Raw genomic sequence first — 26,961 nt, 5'->3', positions numbered from 1 at the left:
TCAGCCCTTGTCGAGGTACTGCTCGCGGTCCTTGTCCAGGAGGGCGTCCAGGGCCGTGCGCAGCCCCGGGAGGTGTTCGAGGTCCGGGTCCTCGGCGACCACCGTGCCGGCTTCCTCGCGGGCGGCGGCGATGATCTCCTCGTCGTCGATGACGGTGAGCATCCGCAGCGAGGAGCGCACCCCGGACTGGGCCTGGCCGAGCACATCGCCCTCGCGGCGCTGTTCGAGGTCGATGCGGGAGAGCTCGAAGCCGTCGAGGGTGGAGGCGACGGCGTTCAGGCGCGCCCGGGCCGGGCTCGCCTCCGGCATGTCGGTGACCAGGAGGCACAGGCCCGGCGCGGAGCCTCGGCCGACGCGGCCGCGCAGCTGGTGGAGCTGGGAGACGCCGAACCGGTCGGCGTCCATGATCACCATCGCGGTGGCGTTCGGCACGTTCACGCCGACCTCGATGACGGTGGTGGCGACCAGGACGTCCACCTCGCCGGCGCCGAACCGGCGCATCGCGTCGTCCTTGTCGTCCGGCTGCATCCGGCCGTGCAGGATCTCGGTGCGCAGCCCCTGGAGGGGGCCCTTGGACAGCTGGTCCGCGATCTCGATCACGGCGAGCGGGGGCCGCTTGTCGGCGGTCTCGGCCTCCTCGGCCTTCTTCTTCCCCTTGGCAGTCTTCGCCTCCTCTGCCTCGTCTGCGGAGTCCCCGATGCGCGGGCACACCACGTACGCCTGGTGCCCCTTGTCGACCTCTTCGCGGACCCGCTCCCAGGCCCGGGCCAGGAAGTGCGGCTTGTCCTGGGCGGGGACGACGTGGCTGGCGATGGGCGAGCGCCCGGCGGGCAGCTGGTCAAGGACCGAGGTCTCCAGGTCACCGAAGACCGTCATGGCGACCGTGCGCGGAATGGGCGTGGCCGTCATGACGAGCAGGTGCGGGGGCTGCTTGCCCTTGCCGCGCAGGGCGTCGCGCTGCTCGACGCCGAAGCGGTGCTGCTCGTCGACGACGACCAGGCCGAGGTCGTGGAACTGCACCTTGTCCTCGATCAGGGCGTGCGTGCCGATGACGACTCCGGCCTCTCCGGTGACCAGGTCGAGCAGGGCCTGGCGCCGGGCGGGCATCCCCATGGAGCCGGTGAGCAGGACGACCTTGGTCCCGAGGTCGGAGCCGCCCAGCATGCCGCCCTCGGCGAGCTCGCCCATCATCTCGGTGATGGAGCGGTGGTGCTGCTGGGCGAGGACCTCGGTGGGCGCGAGCATCGCGGCCTGCCCGCCGGAGTCGACGACGGCGAGCATGGCGCGCAGCGCGACCATCGTCTTCCCGCTTCCGACCTCCCCCTGGAGCAGCCGGTGCATCGGGTGCTCCGTGGCGAGGTCGTCGAAGATCTCCCTGGAGACCTTCTGCTGGCCCTCGGTGAGGGTGAAGGGCAGCTTGGCGTCGAAGGCGTCGAGCAGGCCGCCGGGGGCCGGTCGCCTTGCCACGGCGGGGAGTTGGCCGTCCGCGTGGCGGCGGCGGGCGAGGGCCACCTGGAGGACGAACGCCTCGTCCCACTTCAGGCGCTGGCGGGCGTCCTCGATGTCGGCCTTGGTGCGCGGCCGGTGGACCTTGAGGAGGGCCTCGGGCAAGGAGACGAAGCCGCGGCCTTCGCGCAGAGCCTCCGGGAGCGGGTCGACGGCCTCCTGGGCGCTGGGCAGCACCGCGTCGACCGCCTTGGCGATCTTCCAGGACTCCAGGCCCTTGCACGCCGGGTAGATCGGGATCAGGGCGCCCGCCCACGAGTCGATGTCCACCGTGTCGCCGCCCTCGTCCGGATCCGCGCCCAGCTTCGCGTAGGTGGGGTGGGCGAGCTGCATGCGCCGGTTGAACATCGACACCTTGCCGGCGAACATCGCCCGGCTGCCGGGCAGCAGCTCCTTGTGCGGCTTGTGGATGCCGCGCCCGAAGAACACCAGCTGGAGCCGGCCGCTGCCGTCGGTGATGGTGATCTCCAGGCGCTGGCCGCGCCCTCCGTTGAAGGTGTGCACCCGGGCGTCGGCGACCTGGGCGACGACCGTGACGTCCTCGTCCAGGGGCAGCTCGGCCAGCTTGGTGAGCTGGCCTCGCTCCTCGTACCGCCGCGGGTAGTGGTGCAGGAGGTCGCCGACCGTGTGCAGGTCGAGGTGCTCGGCCATCACCTTCGCGGTGGGTCCGCCGAGCAGCTTCTTCAGTGGTTCTTCGAGCGCAGGCACGCGATCCATTGCACACCACCGGACTGACAGCCCGCGAAAGCCTGTGGACAACCGCTGGTCGGACCCGCGCCGCGGGCCCCTTCGGGCGACACCCCGCCCCACCCCTGCGAAAGCCGGCACGGCCGCGGGGCCGAGGCCGAGCGGAAGCGTCCGTACGACCCCAACAGCCAAGCGCGCCAAGGGAGTTGCTACTCCACGCCGATCAGGAGCGGCACCCCTTGGCGGCCGCCTTCGTACACCACGGTGTCGACCGCCAAGTGGGCCTTGCCGACGTGGGATTCGAGCAGGGCCGCCAGCTCCGGCGGCGCGTCGGCGGCCAGGACCAGGGTGACCAGCTCGCCGCCCGCGGCCAGCATCCGGTCCAGGACGGTGCGGGCGGTGTCGGCCAGGTCGTGGCCGATGACCACCACGTCGCCGTCGATGAGGCCGAGGACGTCCCCGGCCTGGCAGACCCCGGCCATCGTCCACGACTGCCGTTCGGCGACGGCGAGTTCGGCGTGCCGGGTGGCGCCGGCCGCGGCGGTCATCGCGACGACGTCCTCGTCGAAGCGCCGCTCGGGTGCGTGCACGGCGAGCGCCGCGATGCCCTGGACGGCGGCCCGGGTCGGGATGAGCGCGACCCGGATGCCTTCGGCCCGCGCCTGTTCGACGGCGGCCGCGGCGGTGTGGCGCAGCTCGGCGTCGTTCGGCAGCAGCACGACCTCGCGGGCGTGCGCACGCCGGATCGCCTCGACGAGCTCCCCGCTGGCCGGGGCCTCGCCGGGCCGGGCAAGGACGGTCGTCGCCCCCGCCTCGGCGCAGAGCCCGGCCAGGCCCTCGCCGGGCACGACGGCGACCACGGCCCGCTGGACCTGCTCCCGGGGCGGCTGGACGACCGCGGGCTGCTCGAAGTGCGTGATCCGGATCCGGTAGGGCCGGCCCGCCTCGACGCCGGCCTCGACGGCGGCGCCCGCGTCGTCGACGTGCACGTGGACGTTCCAGAGCCCGTCGCCGCCGACGACCACCAGGGAGTCGCCGAGCCCGTCGAGCCTGCCCCGCAGCCGGTCCACGGCCGCGTCGTCGGCCTCCAGGAGGTAGATCACCTCGAAGGCGGGCCCCGCCCCGGCGGCCTCGGCCGGGCAGTCCTCCACGGGCACGGGCACCCGCGCCTCGTGGCGTACGACGGGGGCCTCGCCGGACAGGGCCTGGACCAGGGCGCCGAGCACCGTCACCAGGCCCCGGCCGCCCGCGTCGACGACGCCCGCGCGCCCGAGGGCGGCGAGCTGGGAGGGCGTCCGGTCCAGGGCGTCCCGGGCGCCCGCGTAGGCGGCCTGGGCCACCGCGGCCGGGGTGCCGCTCGCGTTCTCGGCGGACTCGGCGGCGGCGGTGGCCACCGAAAGGACGGTGCCCTCGACGGGGTGCGCGACCGCGAGGTAGGCGGCGGAGGACGCCCTGCGCAGCGCCGCGGCGAGGTCGCCCCCGCCGTCCGCGACGACCTCCGCCATGCCCCGCAGGAGCTGGGCGAGGATCGTGCCGGAGTTCCCGCGGGCGCCGATCAGCGCGCCGTGCGCCATGGCCCGTACGACATCGGCGACGGGCGGGACGCCGTCGTACACGGGCGGCTCGGGGTAGGCGGCGAAGACGGCCTCGACGGCCTGGGCCGCGGACTCCATCGTCAGGTAGAGGTTGGTGCCGGTGTCCCCGTCCGCGACGGGATACACGTTGATGGCGTCGATCGCCTCGCGGTCCCGGCCCAGCGCGTCCAGCGCCAGCGCGCACCAGCCGCGTACCGCGACGGCATCGAGGGTCTGCGGCACCTGGTGGTCCTCCTTGCGGGCGGGAAGCGGATGGCCGCGGGCCCTGGCGGGGCGCAGACACAGGCTCTGAGCGCAGGGTAGACCCGGTGCGGGCCCGGGTCCGGGGCGGGGGCGGCCGGGGCCGTGGTAGTTTCGTATCTCGGGAGCAGCCGTTGTATGCTGCTTCGGTTGCCCGGCGAGAGTCGGGCCAATTCCCCCGGCAAGCCACTTCAGATCTCTGATTCCGGTGCGCCGGATTTCACTGTAAGTGCATTTAATGCATCTGAAGTCTTTGGAGTGACCCGTGGCTGCCAACTGCGACGTCTGCGGCAAGGGGCCGGGCTTCGGCAACAACATTTCGCACTCGCACCGCCGTACGTCTCGTCGCTGGAACCCGAACATCCAGCGTGTGCGTGCCGTGGTCGGTCGGACGCCGAAGCGGCTCAACGTCTGCACCTCGTGCATCAAGGCCGGCAAGGTCTCGCGCTAATTGCGACGTCTGTCGTAGCGCAGCCCCTGCGGTTGCCTTGAAAAGCCGGTCCACCTCGGTGGACCGGCTTTTTGCCGTACTCGCGAGACGTAGCCGCGAGTCGTACTCGCAAGCCGTGGGCTATCTGAAGCGCCAGCCGTGGTCGACCGGGCCGATGCCCGCGCCCAGCGCGAATCCCGCGGCGATGGCGCCCGTCACGTACTCCTTGGCCGCCCGCACCGCCTCGGGCACGGTCAGCCCTTTGGCGAGGCCCGAGGCGATGGCGGAGGCGAGCGTGCAGCCCGTGCCGTGGGTGTGCCGGTTGTCCAGGCGCGGGGCCCGCAGCCAGTGCTCCTCGGCGCCGTCGGTGAGCAGGTCCATCGCGTCGCCGGGGTAGTGCCCGCCCTTGATGAGCGCCCACCGGGGCCCGAACTCCAAGATCGCGCCGGCCGCCCGGCGCATCCCGTCCTCGTCCTCGACGTGGACGCCGGTGAGCTGGGCCACCTCGTCCAGGTTGGGCGTGGCGACGGTCGCGGTCGGCAGCAGCCGGGTGCGTACCGAGTCGAGGGCCTCGGCTGCGAGCAGCGGGTCGCCGTGCTTGGAGACGCCCACCGGGTCGACGACGACCGGGGCGTCGGTGGTGGCGAGGAGCTCGGCGACCGCCTCCACCAGGGGCGCCGAGGACAGCATGCCGGTCTTCACGGCCTGGACGCCGATGTCGTCGACGACGGCCCGGTACTGGGCCCGCACCGCCTCCACCGGCAGTTCCCAGGCCCCGTGCACGCCCAGCGAGTTCTGCGCGGTGACCGCGGTGATCACGCTCATGCCGTGCACGCCGAGCGCCAGCATCGTCTTGAGGTCGGCCTGGATGCCCGCGCCGCCGCCGGAGTCCGATCCGGCGACGGTCAGCACGTTGGGGATCACGCGGGATCGTCCCCGAAGTGGTCCCAGCCGCCCTTGCTGGTCCAGGGCGCGCCGTCCACGGTGACGGTGGGCAGCGCGGACGGGTTGAGGACCTCGCCGATGACCTTCCAGCGGGCGGGCAGCTTCACGTCCGGCGGGAACGTCGCCACGATCGCGTGGTCCTCGCCGCCGGTGAGCACCCACTGGAGCGGGTCGACGCCGACGGCCTGGCCGATGTCGCTCATCTGCGTCGGGATGTCGATGAGGCCCGAGCGCAGGTCGATGCGGACCTTGCTGGCCTCGGCGATGTGGCCGAGGTCGGCGACCAGGCCGTCGCTGACGTCGGTCATGGCGGTGGCGCCGAGGCCGGCCGCGGCGGGGCCCGCGTGGTACGGGGGCTCGGGGCGGCGGTGCGCCTCGACGAAGGCACGCGGCGAGCGGAAGCCGCGCGAGAGCACCGCGTAGCCCGCCGCCGACCAGCCGAGCCAGCCCGTCACGGCGACGACGTCGCCGGGCTGCGCGCCGGCCCGGGTCACCGGCTCGTGGTTGCGCAGATCGCCGAGCGCGGTGATCGCGACGGTGATGGTGTCCCCGCGTACGACGTCGCCGCCGACCACGGCCGCGCCCGCGACCTGGCACTCGTCGCGGATGCCGTCCATCAGCTCGGTGGGCCAGGTGACCGGCAGTTCGGCCGGCACGACGAGGCCGAGCAGGACCGCCGTCGGCACCGCGCCCATGGCGGCGATGTCGGCCAAGTTCTGCGCGGCGGCCTTGCGGCCCACGTCGTACGCCGTCGACCAGTCGCGCCGGAAGTGCCGTCCCTCAAGGAGGATGTCCGTGCTGGCGACCACCCTGCGGTCGGGTGCGGTCACGACCGCCGCGTCGTCGCCCGGGCCCAGCCGGACCGCGGGGGTGGAGGTGAGCCGGGAGGTCAGCTCCCTGATGAGCCCGAACTCCCCCAACTCGCCCACAGTGCCTTTCACCGTGTCCCACCTCTCATCTCCGTACCCCATCTGCCTCCGTGCGCCTGCGGTCGCGAGCGGTCACGGGCGTGGGTACCGTCAACACATACGTCAACTTCATGGCCGCTCTCGCCCCTCGGCGCGAGCGGCCGGTCGCGCGGGTCTCCCCGTCGCGCGTGGCGACGCGGTACCGTGGCGTCTCTTTCTCTCCCCCACATGATCCTCGTGGCCGCCCTGGAGGTTCCGTGGTACAGGCGTACATCCTCATTCAGACCGAGGTGGGCAAGGCGTCGACAGTCGCCGAGGCCATCGGAAAGCTCGCCGGCGTGATCCAGGCCGAAGACGTGACCGGACCCTACGACGTGATCGTCCGTGCCCAGGCCGAGACGGTCGACGAACTCGGTCGCATGGTGGTCGCCAAGGTCCAGCAGGTGGACGGCATCACAAGAACGCTGACCTGCCCGGTCGTCCATCTGTAGCCCCCGCATACCCTGGGCCGGTGACTCTCTCTCGCCGCCGGCCGCTTCTCGTCCTGTCCGCGGTCGCCGTCCTGGCGGCCGCGGGCTGTTCTTCGTCCGACGCCACCGCGAAGGTGGCGGTTCCCTCGCCACCTGCGAAGGAGGCGGCCGCGTGCGCGGCCCTGGACAAACTCCTGCCCGACACCGTGGCCGGGCAGAAGCGGCACGACCCCACCCCGGACTCGCCGCTGACGGCCCGGTGGGGGGACGGGGACGCGGAGATCGTACTGCGCTGCGGGATCGCGCGGGGCGACGAGATGAACGACCCCAAGTCCAACGGAGTTCAGGTGAACGGGGTCTGGTGGGTCGTGTTCCCGCGCTCCGAGGGCCCCCGGTTCGTCAGCGCCTACCGGGACCCCTACATCGAGCTCCTGACGGGGACCCGGTACGCGCACGACGCGTCCGTGCTCCAGGCGTTCGGCGCCCCCGTCCTCAAGGCCACCAAGAACTCGCTCTAGCGCAGGCCCGTGGACCGGCGAAGCGCCGCCTGGATCAGTTTGTCCACCAGGTCCGCGTACTCGACGCCGCTCTCCTGCCACATCCGCGGGTACATCGAGATCGGCGTGAAGCCCGGCATCGTGTTGATCTCGTTGATCACGAACTCGCCGTTGTCCTGAAGGAAGAAGTCCGCGCGGACCAGGCCCTCGCAGGAGGCGGCCTCGAAGGCCTCGACGGCCAGGCGCCGCACCTCGGCGGTGGCCTCCTCGCCGATCGGCGCGGGCACGATGCCGGCCGCCGAGTCGATGTACTTGGCCTCGAAGTCGTAGAACTCGTGGGCCGTCACCGGCGGGATCTCGGCGGGCACGCTCGCCCGCGGCCCGTCCTCGAATTCGAGCACCCCGCATTCGATCTCGCGGCCGCGCAGCAGCGACTCGACGAGGAACTTGGGGTCGTGGCGGCGGGCCTCGGCGATGGCCTCGTCCAGGCCCTCGAAGGAGTCGACCTTGGTGATGCCGAACGAGGAGCCGGCCCGGGCCGGCTTGATGAACAGCGGCCAGCCGTGCTCACCGGCGAAGTCCGCGATGCGCTGGCGGGCCGCCTTCTCGTCCTGCTCCCACTCGCGCGGGCGCACCACGAGGTAGGGCCCGACGGGCAGCCCGAAGGAGGTGAAGACGCGCTTCATGTACTCCTTGTCCTGGCCGACGGCCGAGGCGAGGACGCCCGCGCCGACGTAGGGGATGCCGGAGAGCTCCAGGAGGCCCTGGAGGGTGCCGTCCTCGCCGTACGGGCCGTGCAGCATCGGGAAGACGACGTCGACCTCGCCGAGGACCTTGGGCACCATTCCGGGCTCGCTGTAGACGACTTCGCGGCTGCCCGGGTCCACGGGCAGGACCACGCCGCCGTCGGGGGACTCGGCGAGCTCGTCGACGCTCGGGGTGCGCCGGTCGCTGATCGCCATGCGCTCCGGTTCGTCGGCGGTGAGCGCCCAGCGGCCGTCCGTCGTGATGCCGATGGGCAGCACGTCGTACTTCGTACGGTCGATGGCGCGCAGCACCGCGCCGGCGGTCACGACCGAGATGCCGTGTTCCGAACTGCGGCCGCCGAACACTACGGCCACCCGCGGCTTGCGGAGCTGCTTCTCAGGGCTCTGGGGGAGGTTCTCGCTGCTCATATCGCGTTGAGGGTACCCGTTCGAGGCGCCGCATCCATGGCCGCCCGGGCCCGGCGGTGTCAGCGCCGCTCGGCCTTGGCGCTGCGGGACATCAGCTCCTTGAGGGCGACGACCGGCGGCTTGCCCTCGTGGACGATGCCGACGACGGTCTCCGTGATGGGCATGTCGACGCCGTGCCGGCGGGCCAGATCCAGCACGGATTCACAGGACTTGACGCCCTCCGCGGTCTGCTTGGTGACCGCGATGGTCTCCTGCAGGGTCATGCCCTTGCCGAGGTTGGTGCCGAAGGTGTGGTTGCGCGAGAGCGGCGAGGAGCAGGTGGCGACGAGGTCGCCGAGGCCCGCGAGGCCGGAGAACGTCAGCGGGTCGGCGCCCATCGCGAGGCCGAGCCGGGTCGTCTCGGCGAGGCCGCGGGTGATGAGCGAGCCCTTGGCGTTGTCGCCGAGCCCCATGCCGTCGGCGATGCCGACGGCGAGCCCGATGACGTTCTTGACGGCGCCGCCGAGTTCGCAGCCCACCACGTCGGTGTTGGTGTACGGGCGGAAGTAGGGGGTGTGGCAGGCGGCCTGCAGGCGCTGCGCGACGGCCTCGTCGCGGCAGGCGACGACGGCCGCGGCAGGCATCCGCTTGGCGATCTCCTTGGCCAGGTTGGGCCCGGTGACCACGGCGACGCGGTCCTCGGAGACCTTGGCGACCTCGGAGATGACCTCGCTCATCCGCTTGGCGGTGCCGAGTTCGACGCCCTTCATCAGGGAGACGAGCACGGTGTCGGGGGCCAGCAGCGGCGCCCAGGCGGCGAGGTTGTCGCGGAGCGTCTGCGACGGGACGGCGAGGACGGTGAAGTCGGCGCCGGCCGCGGCTCGTACGGGGTCGGTGGTGGCCCGTACGGACGCGGGGAGTTCGATGCCCGGCAGGTAGTCCGGGTTCGTACGCGTGGAGTTGACCGCTTCGGCGAGTTCGGGGCGGCGGGCCCAGAGGGTGACTTCGCAGCCCGCGTCGGCGAGGACCATGGCGAACGCCGTGCCCCACGAACCGGTCCCGAATACCGCTGCCTTGGTGGTGCCGTGTGTCACTTGGTGCCCTCCCCGGCGGCCTCGCGGCGCTGCCGTGCGCGGACTTCGCGCAGATCGTACGGCTTCTCGGGGGCCTTCTCGCCCCTCAACTCCTCAAGCAGCGTGGTGATCGCGGCCATGATGACCTCGGTCACCTCCTTGAGGACCTCGGGCGTCGGCTCCTTGTCGTAGAACCGGTCGAGGTCGACCGGCGGACCGGCCTTCACCTGGAGCGTCTTGCGCGGGAAGAAGTTGACCTTCTTCTCCTTGGCGTAGGGCGGCATCGCCAAGTTGGCGCCCCACTGGGCGATCGGGACGACCGGCGCCCGCGTCATCAGGGCGGCCCGCGCGACCCCGGTCTTCGCGGTCATCGGCCACTGGCCGGGGTCGCGGGTGAGGGTGCCTTCGGGGTAGAAGGCGACGCATTCACCGCGCTCCACGGCGTCCACGGCGGCCCGGAAGGCGCCCACCGCGTTGGTCGACTCGCGGTAGACGGGAATCTGGCCCGTGCCGCGCAGCAGGATCCCGACGCCGGGGGCCTTGAAAAGCGCGGCCTTCGCCAGGAATCGGGGCACCCGGCCCGTGTTGTATTGGAAATGCCCGTACGAGAACATGTCCAGATACGAGTTGTGATTGATGGCGGTGATGAATCCGCCGTCGGCCGGAATGTTCTCCATTCCCCGCCAGTCCCGCTTGAACAGAACGACCAGCGGCGGTTTTGCGATGACCGCCGCCAGGCGGTACCAGAAGCCGATTCTGCGGCGGGACACTCGGACACCTTCCTCTGCGGACCCCGGCCGGGCCTCTGCGAGACCGGGGGAACTGACTCTGCGTGGCTGCTGGGGGCAAGTGTCGCCCCAGGCCCCTGGTCTGTCGAGAACACCGTACGCCCCGGCCCGGACACCGGCCCTCCGGGCGGGTGACAATGAAGCCCGCCGCCGCCCGGCCCACTCGGGGCGGCGCCCGGACGGAGGGGACGCCACGAACACCGCCACAGCTGCCCGCTGGTCCCTCGTCATCCCGCTGAAGCCCTTGGTGCTGGCCAAGAGCAGGCTGGCGGCCGCCGTCGGCGACGAGCTCCGGCCGCGGCTCGCCCTCGCGTTCGCGCTGGACACCGTGGCCGCCGCGCTGAAGTGCCCCGCCGTGCGCAATGTGGCGGTCGTCACGGACGATCCGCTGGCGGGCGCCGAGCTGGCCGCGCTGGGTGCGCGCATCGTGCCCGACTCCCCCGGCGCTGGCCTCAACGCCGCGCTGGCGCACGGGGCGTACCGGATGCGCTCGCGGCATCCGGCGCTCCCGGTGGCCGCCCTCAACGCGGACCTGCCCGCGCTGCGCCCCGCGGAACTGGGCCGGGTGCTCGCCGCGGCCGCCGCATTTCCGCGGGCTTTTCTCGCGGATGCGGCGGGAATCGGGACGACTTTCCTTTCGGCGGTTCCCGGCAGGGATTTGAGCCCGGTATTCGGCGGCCCTTCACGGGCCGCGCATTCGGCTTCGGGGGCCGCCGAAATCCTGCTCGACGGCGTGGATTCGGTGCGCCGGGACGTCGACACGGGCGCGGATCTGCGGGCCGCGCTGTCCCTCGGCGTGGGCCCGGCCACCACCGCGCTGCGGGACGCCCTGGACCCCGTACGGGGGCACTAGGGCCTGTCCCGACGGGTCTCGTCCGGGACGCGCGACCCCGGCCCGCCCTCCCCCAAGGCCTAAAGGGCCAGGGGGACCCCCACCGCGTTGTCGTCGGTTGCCGACTCCCCCTAGTTCTCGGCTGCGCTCGAACAGGGGGGACCCCCATCGCGTCGCCGCCCTCCTCCGCCTTGCAGCTGCACGCACCAGACCCCCCGCTCACCAGCACCACAAAGCCGAGGCACCTCGACGGCGACCAGACCCGCCGGACAGGCCCTAGGCTGGCCGGTATGCAGGCGACCGCGTACACATACGACTCCGAGACCCGCAGCGGCAGTGTGCTGCTCGACGACGGCACCCCGGTGGACTTCGGCGCCCCGGCCTTCGACGCGGGCGGGCTGCGGCTGCTGAGGCCCGGGCAGCGGGTCCGCATCGAGACCGAGGGGTCGGGGGCGGACCTGCGCATCACGCTGGTGACGCTGCAGACGTTCTGAGCCCCGGAGCGCGCGGGGCGACTTGGCCGAAAACGGCCGCGGGCCGGGTCTCCCCGAGGGGAGCCCGGCCCGGCGCTTGAGCCTTGCCGCTGGTGGCTACTTCTTGCGAGCGGTCGCCTTCTTGGCGGTGGTCTTGCGCGCCGTGGCCTTCTTCGCGGGGGCCTTCTTCGCGACGGCCTTCTTGGCCGGCGCGGTCTTCTTCGCGGCGGCCTTCTTGGCGGTCGCGGCCTTCTTCGCCGGCGCGGCCTTCTTGGCGGTGGCCGTCGTCTTCTTGGCGGTCGCCTTCTTCGTGGTGGTCTTCTTGGCCGCCGTGGTCTTCGCCGCGGCGGTCTTCTTCACCGCGGTGGCCTTCTTGGCGACCGTCTTCTTGGCGGTGGCCTTCTTGGCCGCGGCCTTCTTGACGGTGCTGCGGCTGGAAGTACCGCCCGAGAGGCTGCCCTTGGGGGCCTTCTTGACGGCCACGTCGTTCTTCGGGAGCTTCTTCGAGCCCGCGACGAGGTCCTTGAAGCCCTGACCCGCGCGGAAGCGCGGAACCGAGGTCTTCTTGACCCGTACGCGCTCACCCGTCTGCGGGTTGCGGGCGTACCGGGCCGGGCGGTCGACCTTCTCGAACGAGCCGAAACCGGTGACCGAGACGCGGTCGCCGGCGACGACCGCACGGACGATCGCGTCCAGCACCGCGTCCACCGCGTCCGCGGCCTGCTGACGGCCGCCGACCTTGTCGGCAATCGCTTCTACGAGCTGCGCCTTGTTCACGTCTTCCCCTTCGGAGACATTGCCTGAGCGAAAGTGTCCAGGCCTTTTCGCACGTTAGGCAGATATATACCGCAAATCAAACACGAAACGGGCTAATCACCCTAGTGCCGCAACGAAGTCGGCTCTCGCCGAGTTCCTTACGGCTCAGTCGCCTTCGGGGAATCGGCCCTCGTCGAGGTCCTTCATCAACCGCTCCAGACGCGTTGCCGCATCGGCGAGATCGTGTTTGGCCGCCGCTGTTATGACCAGCAGCTTCCGGGACAGCGCCATCCGTACGCCCTCCGGGACTTGCAGTTCGCGCACCCTTGTGTGCGCTTCTTTCAGTTGGTCCGCCACCAGCCCGTAGAGCTTGAGTTGGCTGTCGCGTTCCATGCGTCGATTGTGCCATCTGAGGCGAGTTGTCACCTCCGGCGGGGGCAACTGAGCGAATCCAGCGGCTCCTGGACGTCCGTACGGTACCTCGATCGCGCAAGCGACTATCCAGCCATCTGCCCTGCGTGCAAGGCTAGTTGACGTCACCCCCGGAGCCCAAAACGCGACGCGCCCCCCACCCGGAAATCAATCCGGAAAACGGGGGGCGCGATGCAGCCGAAGGGGGGTCAATACGCGGTTCAGGCCTGGATCGTGCTCGGCTTGAAGGCGGGTCGGCGGGCCTCGTAGGAGGCGATCTCGGGCTCGTTCTGGAGCGTGATCGAGATGTCGTCCAGGCCGTTCAGGAGCCGCCAGCGGGCGTTCTCGTCGAGTTCGAAGTCGGCGGTGACGCCTTCCGCGCGAACCTGGCGATCCTGCAGGTCAACAGTGATTTCGGCCTGAGGGTCGCGCTCGGTCAGCTCCCACAGCGCGTCCACGACTTTCTGGTCGAGAACGACGGTGAGCAGCCCGTTCTTCAGCGAGTTGCCGCGGAAGATGTCGGCGAAGCGGGACGAGATCACCGTTTTGAAGCCGTAGTTCTGCAGCGCCCACACCGCGTGCTCGCGGGAGGAGCCGGTACCGAAGTCGGGGCCCGCCACCAAAACCGTGGCGCCCTTGCGCTCGGGCTTGTTCAGGATGAACTCGGAGTCCTTGCGCCAGGCCTCGAAGAGCCCGTCCTCGAAGCCGTCGCGGGTGACCTTCTTCAGCCAGTGGGCCGGGATGATCTGGTCGGTGTCGACGTTGGAGCGGCGCAGCGGTACGGCCCGGCCGGTGTGCGTGGTGAAAGCTTCCATGGTTCTCAGGCCTCCACGGGGGTACGGGCGTCGGACAGGTCGGCGGGCGAGGCCAGATGGCCGAGAACCGCGGTGGCGGCGGCGACCTGCGGAGAAACCAGGTGGGTGCGGCCGCCCTTGCCCTGCCTGCCCTCGAAGTTGCGGTTGGAGGTGGACGCGGAGCGCTCGCCGGGGGCCAGCTGGTCCGGGTTCATGCCCAGGCACATCGAGCAGCCCGCGTGCCGCCATTCGGCGCCGGCGGCCGTGAACACCTTGTCCAGGCCCTCGTCCATGGCCTGCAGGGCGACCCGGACCGAGCCCGGGACGACCAGCATCCGTACGCCGTCGGCGACTTTGCGGCCCTCGATGACGGCCGCCGCGTTGCGCAGGTCCTCGATGCGGCCGTTGGTGCACGAACCTACGAAGACGGTGTCGACGTTGATGTCGCGCAGCTCCTGCCCGGCGGTCAACCCCATGTATTCCAGGGCCTTTTCGGCGGCCAGGCGCTCCGAAGCGTCCTCGTACGAAGCCGGGTCGGGGACCTTCGCCGACAGCGGCGCGCCCTGGCCCGGGTTGGTGCCCCAGGTGACGAACGGCGAGAGCTCGTCGGCCTTGATGACGACCTCGGCGTCGAAGACCGCGTCCTCGTCCGTCTTCAGCGTCTTCCAGTACGCGACCGCCGCGTCCCAGTCCTCGCCCTGCGGGGCGTGCGCGCGCCCTTCCAGGTAGTCGAACGTGGTCTTGTCGGGGGCGATCATGCCCGCGCGGGCGCCGGCCTCGATCGACATGTTGCAGATGGTCATGCGGGCTTCCATCGACAGCTTCTCGATGGCGGAGCCGCGGTACTCCAGGACGTAGCCCTGGCCGCCGCCGGTGCCGATCCTCGCGATGATGGCGAGGATCAGGTCCTTGGCGGTCACGCCGTCGGGCAGCTCGCCCTCGACGGTGATGGCCATCGTCTTGAACGGGGCCAGCGGCAGCGTCTGGGTGGCCAGGACGTGCTCGACCTGGCTGGTGCCGATGCCGAACGCGAGCGCGCCGAAGGCGCCGTGGGTGGAGGTGTGCGAGTCGCCGCAGACCACGGTGGTGCCGGGCTGGGTCAGTCCCAGCTGCGGTCCCACCACGTGGACAACGCCCTGCTCGACGTCGCCCAGCGGGTGCAGGCGCACACCGAACTCGGCGCAGTTCTTGCGCAGCGTCTCCAGCTGGACCCGGGAGACCGGGTCCGCGATCGGCTTGTCGATGTCGATGGTGGGGGTGTTGTGGTCCTCGGTGGCGATGGTGAGGTCGAGGCGCCGCACCTGGCGACCGTTCTTGCGCAGTCCGTCGAAGGCCTGCGGGCTGGTCACCTCGTGCAACAGGTGCAGATCGATGAAGAGCAGGTCCGGCTCGCCCTCGGCTCGCCTGACGACATGGTCGTCCCAGACCTTCTCCGCGAGTGTCCTACCCATCGCCTTCCCTCCGGCCGGCGTCTTCGCCGGCACTACTAGAGATCGATTGCCCCTGCCCGTACCGCACGCCCCGGACGAAGGCCGGATCCGTTGTACGGATCGCCAGTACAGCTTGACGACTTCCGGAGAAAATTGAACTTGCGTTTCACAGAGTGAGACGAGAATATCGTTGCATGGACAACTCTAGCGGCGTCGGCGTTCTGGACAAGGCTGCCCTTGTCTTGAGCGCTCTGGAGTCCGGTCCGGCCACCCTCGCAGGTCTGGTCGCGGCCACTGGGCTCGCACGACCCACGGCACATCGCCTAGCCGTGGCACTGGAACACCACCGGATGGTGGCTCGGGACATGCAGGGCCGTTTCATTCTCGGCCCGCGCCTGGCCGAGCTCGCGGCGGCAGCCGGCGAGGACCGCCTGCTGGCCACGGCCGGCCCGGTCCTGACGCATCTGCGTGACGTCACGGGCGAGAGCGCGCAGCTCTACCGCCGGCAGGGCGACATGCGGATCTGTGTGGCGGCCGCCGAGCGCCTCTCCGGCCTGCGCGACACCGTCCCGGTCGGCTCCACGCTGACCATGAAGGCCGGCTCGTCCGCCCAGATCCTGATGGCCTGGGAGGAGCCGGAGCGCCTGCACCGCGGCCTCCAGGGCGCCCGCTTCACGGCGACGGCCCTTTCCGGGGTACGTCGCAGGGGCTGGGCCCAGTCGATCGGCGAGCGCGAGCCGGGCGTGGCCTCGGTGTCGGCGCCGGTGCGCGGCCCGTCGAACCGGGTGGTGGCCGCCGTCTCGGTCTCCGGTCCGATCGAGCGGCTGACCCGGCACCCGGGCCGGATGCACGCCCAGGCGGTCATCGACGCCGCCGCCCGGCTGTCCGAGGCCCTGCGCCGCAACTGACGTCTCTTCCTTCTGCCACATTCCGGCCCACCGCTTCAACGCCGCAGCGGTGGGCCGGAGGTGCGTCCGGGGCCGCTCAACCGGCGGTGCGGGGAGGGCGGTTCGGGTCGGGTGCGCCGAACGCCCTCGCGTGGTCGGGGAGTTGAGCCCTCCGGAATGCGTCCGGGGTGAGCATCCGGGCAAACGAAAAGGCCCTCCGCAAGATGCGAAGGGCCCATTCTCTGTGCGTACCCCCGACCGGATTCGAACCGGCGCTACCGCCTTGAGAGGGCGGCGTGCTAGGCCGCTACACAACGGGGGCCTGCCTGCTTTTTCGGACCTTCGAAGAAGATCCAGGATCTTGAAATGACCCGCTGGGCTACCAGGACTCGAACCTAGAATGACGGTACCAGAAACCGTAGTGTTGCCAATTACACCATAGCCCATGGTGGTTTAGACCAGTACCCCCGACCGGATTCGAACCGGCGCTACCGCCTTGAGAGGGCGGCGTGCTAGGCCGCTACACAACGGGGGCCCTAGCGATCCTGCATCGAGTTCGCCGGGTGCGACCCTGGCGATCCCGCGGGAAGGATCTGTACCCCCGACCGGATTCGAACCGGCGCTACCGCCTTGAGAGGGCGGCGTGCTAGGCCGCTACACAACGGGGGCCTTGCAGATAAAGCTCTGCGAGCTGGGCTACCAGGACTCGAACCTAGACTAACGGAACCAGAAACCGTCGTGCTGCCAATTACACCATAGCCCACCAAAACGCAACTCCCGTGGGGAGTTTTGTTTGGCTTGCGCTTTCGGTTCGGGGCTTTTCTTCCCGCTCCCCTCGGCGCAGGAAGAACATTACCCGAAGGTGTCCGGCGCTCCAAAACGGGTATCGAGGCGCAGGAGGTCGGGGAGCTGGTCGAGTCCCGTGATGCGGATGAGTTCGGGTCGTCCACCGGTCCCCGGGCGATCCAGCCAGACTCCCTTGAGCCCCGCCTCGTCCGCCCCGCGTGCGTCGATGTCCGGCTGGTCGCCCACGTAGACGACTTCCTCGGGCAGCAGTCCGAGCGCCTCGCAGCCGGCGTGAAAGGCGGCCGCCTCCGGCTTGGCGATGCCGAGTTCGGCGGCGCACAGCAGCGCCTCGAAACGGTCCCGCACGCCGAGGATCTGGAGCTTCCGCTCCTGGTTGGGGAGGGAGGAGTTGGAGAGGATGGCGTGCCGGTAGCCCTCGGCGAGTACGTCGAGAACGGGCAGGGCGTCGGGGAAGAGACTCCAGGCGGCTTCGTAGTGCGCGATGTGCCGGTCGAACCAGGCGTCGGCGTCGGCGTCGCTCATGTCCTCGTTCACGAAGGCCCGCGCCCGATCGCGGCGCTGCCCGTGCCAGTCCGTCTCCCCCGACGCGAACCGCGCCCAGTGGTAGGCGGTGAGCTCTTCCCAGCGGTCGAGCGCCCGTTCCAAGGTTTCGTACGCGCCGGGCAGCCCCTCCAGGCCGAGGTGCGCGCGCATGCCGGAGCGGGAGGCCGCGGAGTAGTCGAAGATCGTGTCGTCGATGTCCCACAGGACCGCGCGGATGGCCATGCTTCGAGCGTAGGCCTTGCGTCCGGACTACGGACGGCGTTCTGGCACATGCGGGTGGGGGCAGGACCTCAGGGAACGAGCGCCTCGGCCGGGACGACGAAGAAATCGGTGACGAAGCAGGTGATCGCGCCCGCTTCGTCGCGGCCTATCCACGTCGGGTACGCACCATCGCCCCAGCCCGAGGTGAAGGCGATCAGGTTGTGGCCGGTCGCGGGGTCGGTCACGGTGTGCGGACCCGGTGCGGGCGGGACGGTGTCGAAGGCGTCCCACAGCGGGCCCTCATCGCCCTCGCAGTCGGGGAACGAGCCGTCGGACCCGGCGTCGTAGAAGCAGCCGGTGCCCGCGTCGACCCCGTACCCGAAGAACTCCTCGTCATCGAGCTCGGCGAGGTCCTGGCCGGGCTGGAGGGCGAGCTCCCACGAGACGGTCGGGGCCTCTTTTATGACGAGGCGCGCGGCGGCCACCCGCAGATGCGGGGTGTCCGCCTCCGGCTCTCCCTCGCGCACCAGCGTCGCCACGGCCGCGTCCACCCGGTACCGCCCCGGCTCCACCCGCGCCGTGAACGGCTCGGCCTCGCCGGCCCCGAGCGAGACGAACGGGTCACAGGCGATGACCCGCCCGGTGTGCAGCCACAACTCCCCACCCCGCACCACGCTCATCGTGCCGGTGCTGCCCGACTCCTCCGCGAACACGTTGCCCGGAGTGAAGTGCCAGGAGAAGTCGGGGGCGGGCATGGGCATGAGGGTCTCCCGGGGTGACAGGCATAAAGGCAGCGGCAGTTCGCTGTCTCTGAAACATAACTCCCCGCACTGACAGTGTGCTCCGGGGCGGCGCTGTCGCGGGCCTGGCTCCGCCGCAGTGGCAACGTCCTTGCCACTGGGACGTGTTGTTGACGTGTCCGCGCAAGATCTAGGGCCATTGGACGACAAGCCACCCAGGGGGCGGCATGCAAAGCAACCCGGATCTCAAGACTCCCGCGGCTCGGGGAGTTCTACCCGGTTCCGGACGTGGGGCTCGGCGATGCCGAGATCCAGGGCTGGCTCACCGTCCTCGCCGATCACCTCAGGCGCAGCATCGAGGAAGGGGAAGCGCCGCGTCCTTCCGCTCCCGTGACCCACTGGGAGTGGCATGCCCGCTTCCCCGAGCTCGGCCAGTTGCTCGGCGGCTGGTTCTCGCAGGACATGCCGGACGAGTTCGACCATCACGATGCCGCGGTCGAGGACTACCGCGGGACGACGGACCTCTCGCTCATCGCCAAGGTCGTCGGGGAATTGCGCGAGCTGGGCGCCCTTGGCCTGGACGAGTCCGAATGTGCCCTTGCCGTCGCCGAGTTGGGCATGGAGGTCGACCCGCCGGCCCCGTACTCCCCCGGCGCCTGGCTCGCGCTGATCGCCCAGCGGTTGGGATAGGAACGCCCGAGGGGCGGCAGCCCACCGGCTGCCGCCCCTCGTTCACGTATCGCTTACGGCTACGCCGCCAGCTTGGCCAGCGCCGCGTCGATCCTTGCCAGCGTCTTCTCCTTGCCCAGGATTTCCAGGGACTCGAAGAGAGGGAGGCCGACCGTGCGGCCGGTGACGGCGACGCGGACCGGGGCCTGGGCCTTGCCCAGTTTCAGGCCGTGCTCCTCGCCCGCTGCCAGGACCGCGTTCTTGAGGGACTCGGGGGACGTCCAGTCCGCCGAATCCAGCTTCTCGCGGGCCGTGCGCAGCAGCGCGTCCGAGCCCTCCTTCATCGCCTTCGCCCAGGACGCCTCGTCCTCGACGGGCTCGGCGCGGAAGAGGAAGTCCACGTTTGCGGTGATGTCGGAGAGGACTGTTACGCGGGTCTGCGCGTGGGGGGCGATGGCCTCCCAGGCCGCGCGGTCGAAGTCCTCGGGGGCCCAGTTGGCGTGCGGGGCCGTCAGCCACGGCTCGCAGGCCGCGGCGAACGCCTTCTCGTCCAGCATGCGGATGTGGTCCGCGTTGATGGACTCGGCCTTCTTCAGGTCGAAGCGGGCCGGGTTCGCGTTCACGTCCGCGATGTCGAACTTCGCGACCATGTCCTGGATCGAGAAGACGTCCTGGTCCGCCGAGAACGACCAGCCCAGGAGGGAGAGGTAGTTCAGGAGGCCCTCGGGGAGGAAGCCCCGCTCCCGGTAGATGTTCAGGGAGGCCTGCGGGTCTCGCTTCGAGAGCTTCTTGTTGCCCTCGCCCATCACGTACGGCAGGTGACCGAAGGACGGGATCTCCTTCGCCACGCCCAGCTCGATCAGCGCCTTGTACAGGGCGATCTGGCGCGGGGTCGAGGACAGCAGGTCCTCGCCGCGCAGGACGTGGGTGATCTCCATCAGGGCGTCGTCGACCGGGTTCACCAGCGTGTAGAGCGGCGCCCCGTTCGCGCGGACGATGCCGTAGTCCGGCACGTTGTCCGGGGTGAAGGTCAGCTCGCCGCGGACGAGGTCCGTGAAGGTGATCGGCTCGTCGGGCATGCGGAAGCGGACGATCGCGGCGCGGCCCTCCGCCTTGTACGCCTCGACCTGCTCGGCGCTCAGCTCGCGGCAGTGGCCGTCGTAGCCGGACGGCTTGCCGGCGGCGCGGGCCGCGTCGCGGCGGGCGTCGAGCTCCTCGGTGGTGCAGTAGCAGTGGTAGGCCTTGCCGGCGGCGAGCAGCTTCTCGGCGACGTCCTTGTAGAGGTCCATCCGCTGCGACTGGCGGTACGGCTCGTGCGGGCCGCCGACCTCCGGGCCCTCGTCCCAGTCGAAGCCCAGCCAGCGCAGGGAGTCCAGGAGCTGGTTGTAGGAGTCCTCGCTGTCCCGGGCCGCGTCGGTGTCCTCGATGCGGAAGACGAACGTGCCGCCGTGGTGCCGGGCGAACGCCCAGTTGAACAGGGCGGTGCGGACCAGGCCCACGTGGGGGTTGCCGGTCGGGGAGGGACAGAAACGGACGCGCACAGAAGCGTCCGGAGTCGCGTTAGCCACGCTTGATCACCTTGTTGGTGAGAGTGCCGATGCCTTCGATGGTGACGGCGACTTCGTCGCCGACGTTGAGGGGGCCGACCCCGGCCGGAGTGCCGGTGAGGATGACGTCGCCCGGGAGCAGCGTCATGGCCTCGGTGATGTGGACGACCACGTCCTCGATGGAGCGGATCATGTCGGCCGTGCGGCCGAGCTGGCGCTGTTCGCCGTTGACGGTCGCCTGGATGGCCAGGTCCGTGGGGTCGAGGTCGGTCTCCACCCAGGGGCCGAGCGGGCACGAGGTGTCGAAGCCCTTGGCTCGGGCCCACTGCTTCTCGCGCTGCTGGGCGTCGCGGGCGGTGACGTCGTTGGCGCAGGTGTAGCCGAAGATGACGTCCTTGACGCGCTCGCGCGGGACCTCGCGGCACATGCGGCCGATGACGACGGCGAGCTCGGCCTCGTGGTGCAGCTCGTTGGAGAAGGAGGGGTACTCGATGTTGTCGCCGGGGCCGATCACCGAGGTGGTCGGCTTGAAGAAGGCGACCGGCACCTCCGGGACCTCGTTGCCCAGCTCCTTCGCGTGCTCCGCGTAGTTGCGGCCGATGGCCACGACCTTGTTGGGGAGCACGGGCGGCAGGAGGCGGACCTTGCTCAGCGGCACCTTGGTGCCGCTGAGTTCGAAGTCGCCGTACGGAATGCCCTTGATGATGTCGAGTACGAGACCGTCGGGGCCTTCGCCCTCGACAGCTCCGAAGGCGACATTGCCGTCGATGGAGAACCTGGCGATGCGCACGAGTGCTGTCGCCCCTCACTTCGCTTAGCTGGTACTGGCTGGAGTCTGACGCTCCAGGCTAACCGGGCGGGGACACCGGCCGTGCGCATTACTCCGTGGCGCGACCGGCGGCGGAGCCTCTCGCCGGGGGCCGGGCCGGGGCGGCGAGGAGGGGCGCCGGGACTCTCGGGTCAGACGGCGGCGTCGGCCTGGGCCGGGGCCTTCATCAAAATGGTGCGGCGCGGGTTGGCCGTCTGGGTGGGCAGCTCGACGGTGTGCTCCGGCTGGGCCGGCCGCTGGAGCTCCTCGGCGTCCGCGAGGTGCGCGAGGGTGGTGCGGCGCGGGTTGGCTATGTTCCGGATGATCATCGTCGTCTTCATCTCTGCTACGAACCCTGTCGGTACGGGCGCCGCGGGGGCGCCGGTTGTCGGATTGGCCATCCCTGTAAAGCGTCAGGCTAAACATTCGAATTCCCGGCAAAGGGTCGTAGAGACGACGATCAACATGTGAGTTTGCTCACGAATCAAGCCACAAAAGGGATATAAGGGTCCGTCAATTGGCCATCCAGGAACGGACATTCCGGTATTGAACCCTTCATTCCGCTCCTGATCATCGCGACTCAGACACCCCCCACCCCTAAGCGACTCGTAACCATTAGTCCGTTTCCTCCGCGATCACTTTCTACATTTTGTGACGCGATACTCACAATGTGTCACTCAGGTCACGGCCCGGTACGCGGGCCTTGTTGGAGATCCGGCACTGTGCTGGAATTCCACGCACCGCCGCGGGTCACTGACCGGCGCGCAGGGGCGCAACGCAGCGCCGGGTGAGCGGCGGGAGGGGGAGCAGGACAAGCGCCGGTCACTCAGACCACACAGGGGGCGCGCAGTGCCCCCCATGACGCCGACACCGTCCTATCCGTTCTTACGGAGGGACGCCTGGTCCAGAGGTTGCGACGCTAGTGCAGGGACGTTTCAAGAGGGATGGCAGCGCTGCGGCGGAGCAGGAGCCGCAGGGCGGGACTGGCCCCAAGACGGCCAGTTCCTCGCCCCAGCACGCCCAGAACCCCCGGGGCCCCGAAAACCCCTCCGCTTCGCCGGCCGGCGAGGCGAGTGGCCAGACGGCGCGCACCAGCGGGCCCTCCGGTCCCTCCGGCGGCGACCAGAACGGCGCCGAACGGAAGCCGACGGGACCCGTGGACACGGGCTCCCGAATAGCCCTGCGCAACTGGCGCATCTCGACCCGACTGGTCGCCCTGCTCGCCCTCCCCGTGGTCACCGCGACCGCCCTCGGCGGGCTGCGCATCAACCAGTCGATGAACGACATGCAGCAGCTCGACCACATGCAGCTGCTCACCGACATGACCAAGCAGGCGACCGAGCTCGCCGCCGCGCTCCAGACCGAGCGCGACGACTCGGCGGGCCCGATCTCCACGGGGACCTCCGACGCCCGCGTCCAGACCGACCGCTCGGCCACCGACCTGGTCAAGAAGTCGTTCATCAACGCGACGCAGGACGTCAGCGGCACGGACAACGACGACGCGCTCCAGTCGATCCGACGGAACGTCACCAACATCGCGATCCAGCTCACGGAGCTGGAGAACATCCGCAAGACCGCGTACAAGGACGGCTCCACCCACTCCCAGACGGTCGAGTCCTACAGCCGTCTCATCCGCGGTCTGCTCAGCCTCTCCCAGGACATGGCACAGGCCACCTCCAACCCGGAGATGATCAAGCGGACCCGTGCGCTCGCGGCCTTCTCCTCCGCCAAGGAGTACGCCTCGGTCCAGCGCGCGATCATCGCCGCGGCGCTGCCGGCCTCGAAGGACAAGGCAGGCAACCTCCTGGAGCCCGACCGCCTCTACGCCAAGGCCGCGCAGGACGGCGAGCGCCAGGAGCTCTCCTCGTTCCAGGCCGTGTACGAGGCCAACGGCGGCAACTCCACCGAGCTGATGGCCCCGCTCGACAAGGGCAACTCGGAGATCACCGCCGCCAACGCGTACTCGCAGCGCGTGCTCAAGAACCCCGGCGGGATCAACCAGGAGCAGAAGCGCTCGTACCTCGACTGGTACGACCAGGACTCCAACAAGATCAACCAGATGAAGACCATCGAGCAGACCCTGCTCGGTGAGATGGAGCAGAAGGCCCGCGAGCTGCGCGACACCTCGCAGCGCGACGCGATCCTCAACGGTGTGCTGATCCTCGTCGTCCTCGGCGTCTCGCTGGTCGGCGCGTTCGTCGTGGCCCGCTCCATGATCCGCTCGCTGCGGCGACTGCAGGACACCGCGACCCGGGTCGCCCAGGACCGCCTGCCCGAGCTCGTCAAGCAGCTCTCGGAGTCGGACCCGCAGGACGTCGACACCTCCGTGGAGTCGGTCGGCGTGCACTCCCGGGACGAGATCGGCCAGGTGGCCGCGGCCTTCGACGACGTGCACCGCGAGGCCGTACGACTCGCCGCCGAGCAGGCCCTGCTGCGAGGCAACGTCAACGCGATGTTCACCAACCTCTCGCGCCGCTCGCAGGGTCTGATCCAGCGTCAGCTCTCGCTCATCTCCGAGCTGGAGTCCCGCGAGGCCGACCCGGACCAGCTGTCCTCGCTGTTCAAGCTGGACCACCTCGCGACCCGTATGCGCCGTAACGGCGAAAACCTCCTCGTCCTCGCCGGTGAAGAGCCCGGCCGCCGCTGGACCCGCCCGGTCCCGCTGGTCGACGTGCTCCGCGCCGCCGCCTCCGAGGTGGAGCAGTACGAGCGCATCGAACTGGCCGCCGTGCCCGCGACCGAGGTCGCCGGACGCGTGGTCAACGACCTCGTGCACCTCCTCGCCGAGCTCCTTGAGAACGCCACCTCCTTCTCCTCGCCGCAGACCAAGGTCCGCGTCACCGGTCACGCGCTGCCCGACGGCCGCGTCCTGGTCGAGATCCACGACACCGGCATCGGCCTCTCCCCCGAGGACCTCGCCGCGATCAACGAGCGGCTGGCGTCGCCGCCCACCGTGGACGTCTCGGTCTCGCGCCGCATGGGTCTGTTCGTGGTCGGCCGCCTGTCCCTGCGACACGGCATCCGCATCCAGCTGCGCCCGTCCGACTCCGGCGGTACGACCGCGCTGGTCATGCTGCCCGTCGACGTCGCCCAGGGCGGCAAGAAGGTGCCCGGCAAGCCGGGTGCCGGTCAGCCGCAGGTCCCGGCCGGCCAGGGTGGCCGTCCCGGCCTCGCGGGCGGTCCGCCCTCGCGCGCCGGGCTCGCGGCCGGCCCGCTCAGCGGCGGCCCGGGCGCTCCCGGCGGCCGGCTGGCGGCGGGCGCCCCGCGCGGCCAGGTCACCGGTGGTCAGGGCCCGCGCGCCGCGCTGCCGCCCCGGGGCGGCGGCCCGCAGCAGGGTCAGCCCCAGCAGCAGGGCCAGCAGTCCGCGTTCGGCAGCGGCCCGGCCGCCGCCCCGGCGCCGCGCCGCGGCGACCGTCCGATCACCCCGCCGCCCGGCGCCCCGCGCGCCGAGCTGCCCGGCGGCAACCCGCAGGGCCAGCAGCCGGCCCGGCCGCAGGCCGCGAGCTGGGGCACCGACCAGTCCTCGGCCCTGGACGCGCCGCGCGGCCACGAGGAGCCGGAGCAGCACACCGGCCAGTACCCGCGCCCCGCCGTCGACGACCGCCAGGGTCCGGGCGCGACCGCCGAGTTCGCCCGCCCCGACTTCGACGGCCCCCCGCCGGGCGCCCAGCAGGACCAGAACTCGGGCACCGGCCAGTTCGTACGCCCCGACGTGTTCGGCGCGCCGGCCGCGCAGGACCCCTCTGCGACCGGGCAGTTCGAGCGCCCGGGCTCCTACAACGGGTACGGCGACCAGTCCTCCAACACGGGCTCGTTCCCGCGTCCGGACCAGGACCCGTCCAGCACCGGCCAGTTCGCCCGGCCCGGCCAGGACACCGGCTCGTACCCGCGCCCCGCGGCCGACGACCGGCAGAACCCGGCGGCGACCTCCGAGTTCGCCCGCCCGGACTTCAACGCGCCGCGTCCCCCCGCGCCGCAGCCGGTCCAGCCGCAGCAGTACCAGCAGCAGGCGCCCCAGCAGGGCCAGGACTTCGGTCAGGGCGCCCCGCGTCAGCGCCGGGACGGCAACGAGTTCGGCGGCCCGCGCCAGCCGGCCGGCAGCCTGCCCGCGCAGCCGCAGCACGAGGCCCTGCCGCCGGCCGGTGCCGGTGACGGGCGGACCCCGCTGTTCGACACGCTTGAGACCAACTGGTTCCAGCAGCAGGGCCAGCAGGGCGGCCAGCCGCAGCAGCCCGCGCCGCAGGCGCCCCAGGCCCCGCAGCCGCAGGCCCCGCAGGGCCGGAGCGCCGCTCCGCAGCGGCCGGCCCCCGAGCGCCGCCCGGTCCGCGAGAGCGGCAGCACGAACGGCAACGCGAACAGCGGCGCCAACGGCTCGGACGCCTCCAACGGCTCCGGCGCCTGGCGCAGTTCGCCCAACGACGATCTGGTCCGCCAGGCCGAGCGGGCCCGCAAGCCCGCCGCCGGCGGCGTGACCACGTCCGGTCTTCCCAAGCGGGTCCCGCGTGCCAACCTGGTGCCGGGCACCGCACAGCAGCAGAACCACCAGGCAGGACCCCAGGTCTCCCGGGCGCCCGACGACGTGCGCGGCCGACTGACCAATCTCCGCCGGGGCATCCAGCAGGGCCGGCAGGCCGGCAACGGCTCCACCGGCAGCTTCCACGTGGACCCCACTCACCAGCAGGAGCGTTAGTTGAGTCCGATGAGCCAGGCAGCACAGAACCTGAACTGGTTGATCACCAACTTTGTGGACAACACCCCCGGGGTGTCCCACACGGTGGTGGTCTCCGCCGACGGCCTGCTCCTCGCCATGTCCGAAGGCTTCCCGCGCGACCGCGCCGACCAGCTGGCCGCCGTGGCGTCCGGGCTGACCTCGCTGACCGCCGGGGCCTCCCGGATCTTCGAGGGGGGCAGCGTCGCCCAGACCGTGGTGGAGATGGAGCGCGGCTTCCTCTTCCTGATGTCCGTGTCCGACGGCTCCTCCCTGGCCGTTCTCGCTCACCCGGAGTGCGACATCGGCCTGGTGGGCTACGAGATGGCTCTCCTGGTCGACCGCGCGGGCACCGTCCTGACGCCGGACCTGCGCGCCGAACTCCAGGGCAGCCTGCTCCACTGACCGCAAACCCCCCGGCCGAGCCGCTCGCGAGGCCGGGGGTCGGGAGCCACCGGCGCCGCCCCCTCCGGCCCGGACCGGCTCCCGCACGATGCAGATATCCGTCCCGGCCGCACCTCGCCCCCCACCGGCCCTGTCAGACGGCTCGCAGATGCCTTGCTGTCGCTCCGCCCGGAGGAACCAATGACCCCGCCACCCGCCTCACACGACTCGTACGGCGCGCTGCACGACGCGGCGTACGACGGTGAAGGCGACCAGCCGCTGGTCCGTCCGTACGCCATGACCGGCGGCCGGACCAGGCCGCGCTACCAGCTCGCCATCGAGGCACTGGTCAGCACCACAGCAGACCCGGCGCACCTTGCCACGCTTCTTCCCGAGCACCAGCGGATCTGCCACCTCTGCCGTGAGGTCAAGTCGGTGGCCGAGGTCTCCGCGCTGCTCCAGATGCCGCTCGGTGTCGCCCGGATCCTCGTCGCCGACCTGGCCGAGGCCGGCATGGTGGCGATCCACCAGCCGGGCAATGGAGAGACCGGCGGCACGCCGGACGTAACGCTGCTCGAGAGGGTGCTCAGTGGACTTCGCAAGCTCTAGCGGCGGTGCTGCCCGCTCCACTACTTCCGCGAAGATCGTGGTGGCGGGCGGTTTCGGCGTGGGCAAGAC

General features: G+C 70.9%; 25 protein-coding genes, 5 tRNA genes and 2 pseudogenes. 11 read left to right on the top strand and 21 right to left on the bottom strand.

Annotated elements, in window-relative coordinates; translation table 11 throughout:
* Both recG and ADK54_RS24730 read right to left on the bottom strand, forming a co-directional pair.
* A complete protein-coding gene (recG, locus tag ADK54_RS24735) occupies positions 1 to 2,223 on the bottom strand; it encodes an ATP-dependent DNA helicase RecG (RefSeq protein WP_053727905.1) in 2,223 nt (740 codons plus the stop codon).
* A 179-nt stretch (positions 2,224 to 2,402) separates the two neighbouring features.
* Positions 2,403 to 4,010: a DAK2 domain-containing protein gene (locus tag ADK54_RS24730; RefSeq protein ID WP_053727904.1), complete on the bottom strand. Its 1,608-nt coding sequence runs from the start codon at positions 4,008 to 4,010 to the stop codon at positions 2,403 to 2,405.
* Between the two features lie 283 nt (positions 4,011 to 4,293).
* Here ADK54_RS24730 and rpmB point away from each other — a divergent pair, with 283 nt between their 5' ends.
* Positions 4,294 to 4,479, top strand: coding sequence for a 50S ribosomal protein L28 (gene rpmB / locus ADK54_RS24725; protein WP_003957616.1), 186 nt, complete (start codon positions 4,294 to 4,296; stop codon positions 4,477 to 4,479).
* A gap of 120 nt (positions 4,480 to 4,599) precedes the next feature.
* Here rpmB and thiD read toward each other — a convergent pair whose 3' ends face one another.
* Together thiD and ADK54_RS24715 are read right to left on the bottom strand one after the other, a co-directional pair.
* Entirely contained in the window at positions 4,600 to 5,382 is a 783-nt protein-coding gene (gene thiD, locus ADK54_RS24720) for a bifunctional hydroxymethylpyrimidine kinase/phosphomethylpyrimidine kinase (protein ID WP_053727903.1), read from the bottom strand.
* A complete protein-coding gene (locus ADK54_RS24715) occupies positions 5,379 to 6,344 on the bottom strand; it encodes a thiamine-phosphate kinase (protein ID WP_053727946.1) in 966 nt (321 codons plus the stop codon). The genes thiD and ADK54_RS24715 overlap by 4 nt, the downstream gene beginning before the upstream one ends.
* A gap of 224 nt (positions 6,345 to 6,568) precedes the next feature.
* Here ADK54_RS24715 and ADK54_RS24710 point away from each other — a divergent pair, with 224 nt between their 5' ends.
* Together ADK54_RS24710 and ADK54_RS24705 are read left to right on the top strand one after the other, a co-directional pair.
* Positions 6,569 to 6,802 (top strand): Lrp/AsnC family transcriptional regulator, encoded by a 234-nt coding sequence (locus ADK54_RS24710; RefSeq protein WP_053727902.1) that lies wholly within the window; start codon positions 6,569 to 6,571, stop codon positions 6,800 to 6,802.
* A gap of 20 nt (positions 6,803 to 6,822) precedes the next feature.
* A complete protein-coding gene (locus ADK54_RS24705; RefSeq protein ID WP_053727901.1) occupies positions 6,823 to 7,299 on the top strand; it encodes a DUF3515 family protein in 477 nt (158 codons plus the stop codon).
* Here the strand turns inward: ADK54_RS24705 and ADK54_RS24700 are convergent.
* Genes ADK54_RS24700 through ADK54_RS24690 form a run of 3 tightly spaced genes read right to left on the bottom strand, consistent with a single transcriptional unit; the run spans position 7,296 to position 10,275 of the window.
* Positions 7,296 to 8,453: a D-alanine--D-alanine ligase family protein gene (locus ADK54_RS24700; protein WP_053727900.1), complete on the bottom strand. Its 1,158-nt coding sequence runs from the start codon at positions 8,451 to 8,453 to the stop codon at positions 7,296 to 7,298. The genes ADK54_RS24705 and ADK54_RS24700 overlap by 4 nt on opposite strands.
* 59 nt (positions 8,454 to 8,512) lie before the next feature.
* Positions 8,513 to 9,526 (bottom strand): NAD(P)H-dependent glycerol-3-phosphate dehydrogenase, encoded by a 1,014-nt coding sequence (locus ADK54_RS24695; RefSeq protein WP_078966591.1) that lies wholly within the window; start codon positions 9,524 to 9,526, stop codon positions 8,513 to 8,515.
* Complete coding sequence (locus ADK54_RS24690) at positions 9,523 to 10,275, bottom strand: lysophospholipid acyltransferase family protein (RefSeq protein ID WP_053727899.1); 753 nt, start codon at positions 10,273 to 10,275, stop codon at positions 9,523 to 9,525. Before ADK54_RS24690 ends, ADK54_RS24695 begins: the two co-directional genes overlap by 4 nt.
* Before the next feature lie 247 nt (positions 10,276 to 10,522).
* On the opposite strand from ADK54_RS24690, the gene cofC reads away from it, so the two are divergent.
* Both cofC and ADK54_RS24680 read left to right on the top strand, forming a co-directional pair.
* Complete coding sequence (cofC, locus tag ADK54_RS24685; protein WP_053727944.1) at positions 10,523 to 11,146, top strand: 2-phospho-L-lactate guanylyltransferase; 624 nt, start codon at positions 10,523 to 10,525, stop codon at positions 11,144 to 11,146.
* Positions 11,147 to 11,415: 269 nt separating this feature from the next.
* Complete coding sequence (locus tag ADK54_RS24680) at positions 11,416 to 11,619, top strand: hypothetical protein (RefSeq protein ID WP_053727898.1); 204 nt, start codon at positions 11,416 to 11,418, stop codon at positions 11,617 to 11,619.
* 96 nt (positions 11,620 to 11,715) lie between these two features.
* Here the strand turns inward: ADK54_RS24680 and ADK54_RS24675 are convergent, their stop codons facing one another.
* From ADK54_RS24675 to leuC, 4 genes are all read right to left on the bottom strand, one after another.
* A complete protein-coding gene (locus ADK54_RS24675) occupies positions 11,716 to 12,375 on the bottom strand; it encodes an HU family DNA-binding protein (RefSeq protein WP_053727897.1) in 660 nt (219 codons plus the stop codon).
* A gap of 144 nt (positions 12,376 to 12,519) precedes the next feature.
* Positions 12,520 to 12,747 (bottom strand): hypothetical protein, encoded by a 228-nt coding sequence (locus tag ADK54_RS24670; RefSeq protein WP_053727896.1) that lies wholly within the window; start codon positions 12,745 to 12,747, stop codon positions 12,520 to 12,522.
* A gap of 239 nt (positions 12,748 to 12,986) precedes the next feature.
* A complete protein-coding gene (gene leuD / locus ADK54_RS24665) occupies positions 12,987 to 13,580 on the bottom strand; it encodes a 3-isopropylmalate dehydratase small subunit (protein WP_053727895.1) in 594 nt (197 codons plus the stop codon).
* A gap of 5 nt (positions 13,581 to 13,585) precedes the next feature.
* Positions 13,586 to 15,010, bottom strand: a complete 1,425-nt coding sequence (leuC, locus tag ADK54_RS24660) for a 3-isopropylmalate dehydratase large subunit (RefSeq protein WP_053727894.1) — start codon at positions 15,008 to 15,010, stop codon at positions 13,586 to 13,588.
* A gap of 173 nt (positions 15,011 to 15,183) precedes the next feature.
* Between leuC and ndgR the strand changes: the two genes are divergently transcribed.
* Positions 15,184 to 15,897 (top strand): IclR family transcriptional regulator NdgR, encoded by a 714-nt coding sequence (ndgR, locus tag ADK54_RS24655; RefSeq protein WP_053727893.1) that lies wholly within the window; start codon positions 15,184 to 15,186, stop codon positions 15,895 to 15,897.
* Positions 15,898 to 16,125: 228 nt separating this feature from the next.
* On the opposite strand, the gene ADK54_RS24650 is transcribed toward ndgR, so the two are convergent.
* From ADK54_RS24650 to ADK54_RS24620, 7 genes are all read right to left on the bottom strand, one after another.
* Positions 16,126 to 16,198: transfer RNA gene (locus tag ADK54_RS24650), tRNA-Glu, on the bottom strand.
* 52 nt (positions 16,199 to 16,250) lie between these two features.
* Positions 16,251 to 16,322, bottom strand: a tRNA-Gln gene (locus ADK54_RS24645).
* A gap of 16 nt (positions 16,323 to 16,338) precedes the next feature.
* Positions 16,339 to 16,411, bottom strand: a tRNA-Glu gene (locus tag ADK54_RS24640).
* Positions 16,412 to 16,472: 61 nt separating this feature from the next.
* Positions 16,473 to 16,545, bottom strand: a tRNA-Glu gene (locus ADK54_RS24635).
* Positions 16,546 to 16,567: 22 nt separating this feature from the next.
* Positions 16,568 to 16,639, bottom strand: a tRNA-Gln gene (locus ADK54_RS24630).
* An 89-nt stretch (positions 16,640 to 16,728) separates the two neighbouring features.
* Positions 16,729 to 17,448 carry an HAD family hydrolase gene (locus tag ADK54_RS24625; protein ID WP_053727892.1) on the bottom strand — a complete coding sequence of 240 codons (720 nt, stop codon included), beginning with the start codon at positions 17,446 to 17,448 and terminating at the stop codon, positions 16,729 to 16,731.
* Positions 17,449 to 17,516: 68 nt separating this feature from the next.
* Positions 17,517 to 18,188, bottom strand: a complete 672-nt coding sequence (locus ADK54_RS24620; protein ID WP_053727891.1) for a DUF4241 domain-containing protein — start codon at positions 18,186 to 18,188, stop codon at positions 17,517 to 17,519.
* Positions 18,189 to 18,425: 237 nt separating this feature from the next.
* On the opposite strand from ADK54_RS24620, the pseudogene ADK54_RS24615 reads away from it, so the two are divergent.
* Positions 18,426 to 18,857: pseudogene (locus tag ADK54_RS24615) on the top strand (contact-dependent growth inhibition system immunity protein); the annotation flags it as partial.
* Between the two features lie 59 nt (positions 18,858 to 18,916).
* On the opposite strand, the gene gltX reads toward ADK54_RS24615, so the two are convergent.
* The 3 genes from gltX to ADK54_RS24600 all read right to left on the bottom strand — a co-directional run bounded on the left by gltX (position 18,917) and on the right by ADK54_RS24600 (position 21,532).
* Positions 18,917 to 20,404 (bottom strand): glutamate--tRNA ligase, encoded by a 1,488-nt coding sequence (gene gltX / locus ADK54_RS24610; protein ID WP_053727890.1) that lies wholly within the window; start codon positions 20,402 to 20,404, stop codon positions 18,917 to 18,919.
* Entirely contained in the window at positions 20,397 to 21,173 is a 777-nt protein-coding gene (locus ADK54_RS24605; protein ID WP_053727889.1) for a fumarylacetoacetate hydrolase family protein, read from the bottom strand. Before ADK54_RS24605 ends, gltX begins: the two co-directional genes overlap by 8 nt.
* A 170-nt stretch (positions 21,174 to 21,343) precedes the next feature.
* On the bottom strand, positions 21,344 to 21,532 hold the full coding sequence (locus ADK54_RS24600) for a hypothetical protein (protein ID WP_053727888.1): 189 nt from the start codon (positions 21,530 to 21,532) through the stop codon (positions 21,344 to 21,346).
* A gap of 581 nt (positions 21,533 to 22,113) precedes the next feature.
* Here ADK54_RS24600 and ADK54_RS24595 point away from each other — a divergent pair.
* The 4 genes and pseudogenes from ADK54_RS24595 to ADK54_RS45055 form a co-directional block, all read left to right on the top strand.
* On the top strand, positions 22,114 to 25,881 hold the full coding sequence (locus tag ADK54_RS24595; protein ID WP_053727887.1) for a nitrate- and nitrite sensing domain-containing protein: 3,768 nt from the start codon (positions 22,114 to 22,116) through the stop codon (positions 25,879 to 25,881).
* 9 nt (positions 25,882 to 25,890) lie between these two features.
* Complete coding sequence (locus tag ADK54_RS24590; protein ID WP_053727886.1) at positions 25,891 to 26,304, top strand: roadblock/LC7 domain-containing protein; 414 nt, start codon at positions 25,891 to 25,893, stop codon at positions 26,302 to 26,304.
* Positions 26,305 to 26,484: 180 nt separating this feature from the next.
* Positions 26,485 to 26,892, top strand: coding sequence for a DUF742 domain-containing protein (locus ADK54_RS24585; protein WP_053727885.1), 408 nt, complete (start codon positions 26,485 to 26,487; stop codon positions 26,890 to 26,892).
* Positions 26,873 to 26,961 (top strand): annotated as a pseudogene (locus tag ADK54_RS45055) (ATP-binding protein); the annotation flags it as partial. The gene ADK54_RS24585 and the pseudogene ADK54_RS45055, both read left to right, overlap by 20 nt.

The sequence above is a fragment of the Streptomyces sp. WM6378 genome (assembly GCF_001279695.1).
Classification (GTDB): Bacteria; Actinomycetota; Actinomycetes; order Streptomycetales; family Streptomycetaceae; genus Streptomyces.
The sequence above is the reverse complement of the archived record's forward strand: the minus strand, read 5'-3'. Positions and strand labels throughout refer to the sequence as shown.